This is a genomic window from Pseudemcibacter sp. (assembly GCF_965661635.1).
Taxonomy (GTDB): Bacteria; Pseudomonadota; Alphaproteobacteria; order Sphingomonadales; family Emcibacteraceae; genus Pseudemcibacter.
On the sequence record NZ_CBFIEP010000130.1, the window covers coordinates 1 to 5,952 of the forward strand.

6 protein-coding genes are annotated in these 5,952 nt (G+C 37.8%); 5 read left to right on the top strand and 1 reads right to left on the bottom strand.

Annotated features, from left to right (window positions below; translation table 11 throughout):
• Positions 1-387 precede the first annotated feature (387 nt).
• Positions 388-582 (top strand): hypothetical protein, encoded by a 195-nt coding sequence (locus ACTF6W_RS08495; protein ID WP_438994114.1) that lies wholly within the window; start codon positions 388-390, stop codon positions 580-582.
• A gap of 69 nt (positions 583-651) precedes the next feature.
• Here the strand turns inward: ACTF6W_RS08495 and ACTF6W_RS08500 are convergent, their stop codons facing one another.
• Entirely contained in the window at positions 652-1,464 is an 813-nt protein-coding gene (locus ACTF6W_RS08500; RefSeq protein WP_438994115.1) for a universal stress protein, read from the bottom strand.
• Between the two features lie 170 nt (positions 1,465-1,634).
• Here ACTF6W_RS08500 and ACTF6W_RS08505 point away from each other — a divergent pair, with 170 nt between their 5' ends.
• From ACTF6W_RS08505 to ACTF6W_RS08520, 4 genes are all read left to right on the top strand, one after another.
• Complete coding sequence (locus ACTF6W_RS08505) at positions 1,635-2,912, top strand: acetylornithine deacetylase/succinyl-diaminopimelate desuccinylase family protein (protein ID WP_438994116.1); 1,278 nt, start codon at positions 1,635-1,637, stop codon at positions 2,910-2,912.
• A 696-nt stretch (positions 2,913-3,608) separates the two neighbouring features.
• Positions 3,609-3,953 (top strand): helix-turn-helix domain-containing protein, encoded by a 345-nt coding sequence (locus ACTF6W_RS08510; RefSeq protein ID WP_438994117.1) that lies wholly within the window; start codon positions 3,609-3,611, stop codon positions 3,951-3,953.
• Between the two features lie 82 nt (positions 3,954-4,035).
• Positions 4,036-4,554 (top strand): hypothetical protein, encoded by a 519-nt coding sequence (locus tag ACTF6W_RS08515; RefSeq protein ID WP_438994118.1) that lies wholly within the window; start codon positions 4,036-4,038, stop codon positions 4,552-4,554.
• The coding region (locus ACTF6W_RS08520; protein WP_438994119.1) for an ABC transporter substrate-binding protein at positions 4,554-5,952 on the top strand (1,399 nt) is incomplete at its 3' end. The genes ACTF6W_RS08515 and ACTF6W_RS08520, both read left to right, overlap by 1 nt.

The following is a 5,952-nucleotide window of genomic DNA, read 5'->3' on the forward strand; positions in this document are numbered from 1 at the left end:
TTCTTATTTTTTAACAAGTGCGCTGTTATTTATTTTGCCGTCATTGATTATTCCTATTTTGTTTTTAATTTTTAAACATCCATTAATTGCTTTTGGAGGAGTAATTCCTATTTTACCATAGTTGTTGTTAGCATATTAAGTAGACCATATAATGCCGTATCAAGGTAGTGGCGCATCTATTATGTATGTCGCTGTGCTATTTTGGGGTTTCCGTCTTCATTAGTAGGTATGGGAATAATGGCAGCTATGTTAAAATTTCGTTGGCTTTCAATCAAGGAAACCTAAACGTCCGCTTAGGGTCGTTAGTAGACGATTGCGAAATTGTGATTTATGTAGAGAATTAATCCAATTTAGTTGAATAAGTTTTCTTGTATGCGATAAAAATTCGTGCATAATATTTTTATTATGATGAGATGGAAAATATTAGAGGCAGCGGAAAATAGTTATTCACTTGAGGACGTGTTATCGCATTTCAAAGATCACTCCACATATGGACTTGAAGAAGAAGGCATTCTTCAAATTCTCAGGCTTTATAAAAATACACTTTCAGAAGAAATTCAAAGAGATTTGGACGCTAAATAAGAAGTCGCCGCAGTCTCTTTAGATAAAAAATTCTTAAAGATTGCGGCGACCTTCCCACTCAGGAGGGAGTTAGTGTGATAAGTATACAGAGTGTTTTTGATTACTCAAAAGCTTTTTTGTCACTCCTCCAAAGATGATTTCGCGAAGCCTTCTGTGACCCCATGCACCCGAAACAATTAAGTTTGCATCTATATTTTTAGCAGTTTCAAGTACTCTATCTGCTATTGCCATAATTGTATCTTCGGTTAATGCTTCTGCATTAACGCCGTGGCGGGCAAGTTTCTTGCAAATATCGGCTTCTGGTAATCTATGTTTCCCATCTTCTGCGATGGTGAGCACGGTTACCTTATCAGCATTTTGCAATATTGGTAATGCATCATGGACCGCTTTGGCGCTTTGTTTACCGTTATCCCACGCGATTAGAACGTTTTTACAGTTCCCATTATCGCCTTCACTCGGAATGACGATTACAGGCAATCCATTTTCGATGATAAAATCATGGGTTACGCTTAAGATATCGTCGAAATCATCGCCTTTTTGACTAAGGATTGTTAAATCCGCTGCACGCGCATGAAGATTTAATTGAGTGAGAACATCGCCCGTTTGTTGATACCAATCATATCGAACACCAGATGATTTTAATTTCTTTTCATATTTTTCGCGTAATGCTTCGGCTTCTTCTTCTTGTTCTTTTTCAAAGTGGGCAAATGATACGCCGCTATATGCTTCGATTGGAACAGATTTCACCATATCACCCATTGGGGTAAGTATATATAACGCAGTCACATGCGCGTCATATTTATTGGCAAGATCAACTGCCAAATCTAAGCGCTCTTCAGCGCCTTGTGCATTCCCGACGGGAACTAATATTGTCTTGATCATTTTCTTCTCCTGAATGTTAATGAGACTATTATTTGCCTCAAAACAAACATACTAAAATTACGGATATAGTAATTTGACGCAGATCAAAATTTTATCGAAATTGTAAAAGAACTTGTGAAACATAGTGATAAAAGATAAGTTTCAAGTTAGAAAATTAAGGGACTGATTTTATGAGTGAACAGATACTATCCGGTGTTTTTGAAGAGATAGAAAAACAAGAAAAAAGTCTAGTAAGACTTTGTCAGGATCTCATACGGTTCCCGACTATCAATCCACCAGGGAACGATTATCAAGCAATTGTCGAATATATCGGAAATCGATTAAAGAATAGAGGGTTTTCGATTGAATATGTACGCGCTTATGGTGCACCTGGCGATAGCGCAGATTATCCCCGTTATAATGTTATTGCCCGTTATGAAACAGGCCGACATGGGCCGTGCGTGCATTTCAATAGTCACATTGATGTCGTGGAAACGGGTGATGGATGGACTAAAGATCCATTTGCCGCTGAATTAATTGATGGTAAAATATATGGACGTGGTGCCTGTGATATGAAGGGGGGATTGGCTGCTTCGATCATCGCGGCAGAAGCGTTGATTAGCAGCGATATTGAGCTTAAAGGAGCGATTGAGATTTCCGGGACTGCTGATGAAGAGTCCGGTGGATTAGGTGGTGTCGCTTATCTTGCGGAAAAAGGATATTTTTCAAAAGACCGTGTTGATCATGTTATTATTCCAGAACCATTGAATGTAGATAGGGTTTGTCTCGGTCATCGCGGGGTTTGGTGGGCCGAGATCGAAACCCATGGCCGGATCGCTCATGGATCAATGCCGTTTTTGGGAGATTGTGCCGTTCGCCATATGGGTGCCGTCGTCGCTGAATTTGAAGATAAACTTTACCCGGCAATGGCTGCTCGTTTTACTGAAATGCCCGTTGTTCCGGAAGGGGCAAAACAATCGACGCTTAATATTAATAGCATTCATGGTGGTCAGGAAGAGGGATCAGACGGGCTTCCGTCCCCGTGTGTGCCTGATAGTTGTAGAATGATTATTGATAGGCGTTTTCTTGTTGAGGAAGATTTAAAAGAAGTGAAGGGTGAAGTGACAACAATACTAAATGGTCTAAAGACTTCGCGTGAAGGTTTTAAATATGAAATCCGGGATATGCTCGAGGTAATACCAAGCATGACTGATATTAATTCACCCGTGGTACAAGAAACGGCAAATGCGATTAAGGATGTTCTTGGTAAAGACCCAGATTTCATTTGTTCACCGGGCACTTATGATCAAAAGCATATTGACCGAATAGGAAACTTAAAAGACTGTATTGCGTACGGTCCAGGTATTCTTGAGCTTGCTCATCAGCCCGATGAATATGTGGAAGTTGATGATATGGTTAACTCAGCAAAAGTAATGGCGCAGGCGGCATATAATCTTTTAATGAAATAATTAATTAATATGGTTAACGCTAACTAACTAATTTTATTACTATTTTCTTGATATTAGATAAAATTTTATGTATATTGTTTCCTTAGTTTGAGTAATGATTAGGGATAATCAAATGTATTTAGGTGGTATTAATAGTTTTTGTTGCATCTTAATGATGGTCGTAGGGTTAGCGATTTATCAACAATCACAGGATAAGCAAATCCGTCCTAATGTAAAAATTCAGCAAATGATTCAACTTTTAAAACAAGTATAAAAATATATAATTATAGAGCTCTGGGGATCTTTTGTATTTAATACAAAAGATAAGGGGCAGGAGGGGGAGTCCTGCCCCTGAGAACTACATACTTTCTATTTTGGGGGGGAACAAGAAAGTATGTGTGGCTTATAGCATTATAAAAAGTGCAAAATTAGCATGCTATGATCTTTTTACGCACCGGTTTCTTTTTTGGATCAAAAAAATATAAAAAAAATGAAAAAAAATAATAAAAGCAGGAACCGTCGTTCCTGCCCCCCAATACACCATGCTCTAATTGGGGTAAGAGCAGGTGTTTTGTATTCTTTAAAGACGAAATAGATATACTTAATATCCATATTTAAGGCCTCTAAAAAACAATATGAACATATTTTGTTCCCTAGTCAAGAAAAAAGTACGTTATTAGTACGTGAAATATTATTTTATTTAGTCATTATGTCATTATGTTTGATAAAAAAAGAATATGGATATCCCGCCGCATTGCGGAGCTGGGTAAAAAGAAAAAAGATTTAGCGGGAGCCTTAGGCCTTCCTCATACTAGAATCTCCGATATTATTAATGGTAATAGATCTCTTAAAATTACTGAAATTAGCCCTTTTGCTGATTTCATGGACATGAGCTACACAGAAGTTCTTAGTCGTTTTTCGATGAAGGAAGCGGAAATCAATATCTCCTATGATGCGCTCATAAGAGATGAAAAAGAAATTATTGAATCCTACCGTGGACTTTCAGAAGCTGGAAAACAGAAGTTCCAAGAATTTATTGATGACGTAAAAGACGATAAGTAATATTCGAGCTTCATAATTTAATCTTTAAAATCTTAGTTTTACCCGTTACTGTATCTACTTAATAAGATATGGGAAATATTATATGTCATTAAAGGCAAGGGGCATTTCGAGACGAACATTTAATTTGGCTATCAGTGCTTCATTGATAGGACAAATGCTGTCTTTTAAAAGTTTTTCTTTATCGAATGAACATGTTAGCAAAGATGGACTCCTTCATTTAACCGATGAAGGAAAATTGAATATATATTCAGGCGTTGGACATACGAGTATTTATTCTAAAGAAAATCCACTCTTCCTAATTAAAAAGAAACTAAATATTTCAGAAGATCAGTGCCGTTTTATGTTTGGCAGTAACCCTGAACAATTGCCGGCTCTTTTATCACAGCACATAAATCATTTGAGTTTTACGTTAAAGGCAACGAATGAAAAAGCCATAGGCGTTTTGAAAACGAGCATTTCAGAAATTGGGAAAGACGCAGATCAAATATTATTGAAGAATAGAATATTGATCCTTGATGATCAAATTTCATTGAAAACAAAAAAAATGGCAAATCAAATAAAAGGTAACGGTATTATAGTTGCCGTTAAAGAAGTGGTTTGATGCGGCGTTTATTTACAATTTTTATATTAAGCGTATCACTTATAACCTCTGCTTCTGCGCAAACGACTTTAAAAGTTGGTTTACAACTTGAACCGCCGAACTTGGATCCAATATCCGGTGCGGCTGCGGCAATTGATGAAGTGGTTTATGGAAATGTCTTTGAAGGACTGGTTCGAATTGATGAAAATGGGGACATTAAACCGGGACTAGCCAATTTTTGGCAAATATCAACGGATGGGAAATCATATCTTTTTAATTTAGCCGAAGGAGTAAGTTTTCATGACGGCAGCCCATTTGACGCTGAGGATGTAAGGTTTTCTTTTAACCGGGCGCGTGCGCAAAATTCAACAAATGCAAAAAAATATATATTCGAGCCCATCGCAAATATTGATATTTTTGACCCTTACACAATTATGATCAGTTTAAATCAGGCAAGACCGGATTTTTTATTTAATATTGGACTTGGTGATGCGGTCATTGTGTCTTCGAAGAGCGTCGATAAAAATGCGTCTCAGCCAATTGGTACCGGACCCTATAAATTTAAAAAATGGGTGCGTGGTGACCGAATTGAATTTGAACGTAATGAAAATTATTGGGGGGCGCTTCCAAAAATGGAAGCGATCACTTTTAAGATTATCACAGATCCACTTTCTGCTTATACGGCAATGAAAGCAGGCGATATTGATACCTTTCCAAATTATCCAGCGCCAGAAAATTTGTTTTTATTTAATAATGATCCTGCATATGAAGTTGAAGTGGGTCTAACGGCCGGCGAAACAATTCTAAGTACCAATAATAAGCGGGCCCCTTTTGATAATATCTTAGTTCGAAAAGCAATGGCCCACGCCATTAACCGCAAAGAAATGATCGAAGGCGCTATGTTTGGCAATGCAGAGCCCATCGGAAGCCACTTTGCACCAACACATCCGGATTATGTGGATTTAACGGGGCTTTATCCGCACGACTTAACAAAAGCCAAAGCATTTATGCGTGAAGCGGGTTATGGGGATGGATTTACGGCTAGCTTGAAATTGCCGCCGCCAATATATGCAAGAAGGACGGGGGAGTTGATCGCACATCAGCTTTCCAAAATCGGCATTAAAGTCAATATTGAAAATATGGAATGGGCGCAGTGGATTGATCAAGTGCTCAGAAACCGTAATTATGATTTAACCATTGTGTCCCATGTGGAACCTATGGACATTAATATTTATGCTAACCCGAATTATTATTTCGGGTATGATAATAAAGAATTCCAAGCCATCATAAAAAAAATTGATAGCAGCTCTAACCCAGAAGAAATCAGTGCGCTTTATAAAGAGGCGCAACGTAAAATCGCCGATGATGCCGTTAATGGCTACCTGTTTCAAATGGGAAAATTTGGTGTTTGGAAAAAAG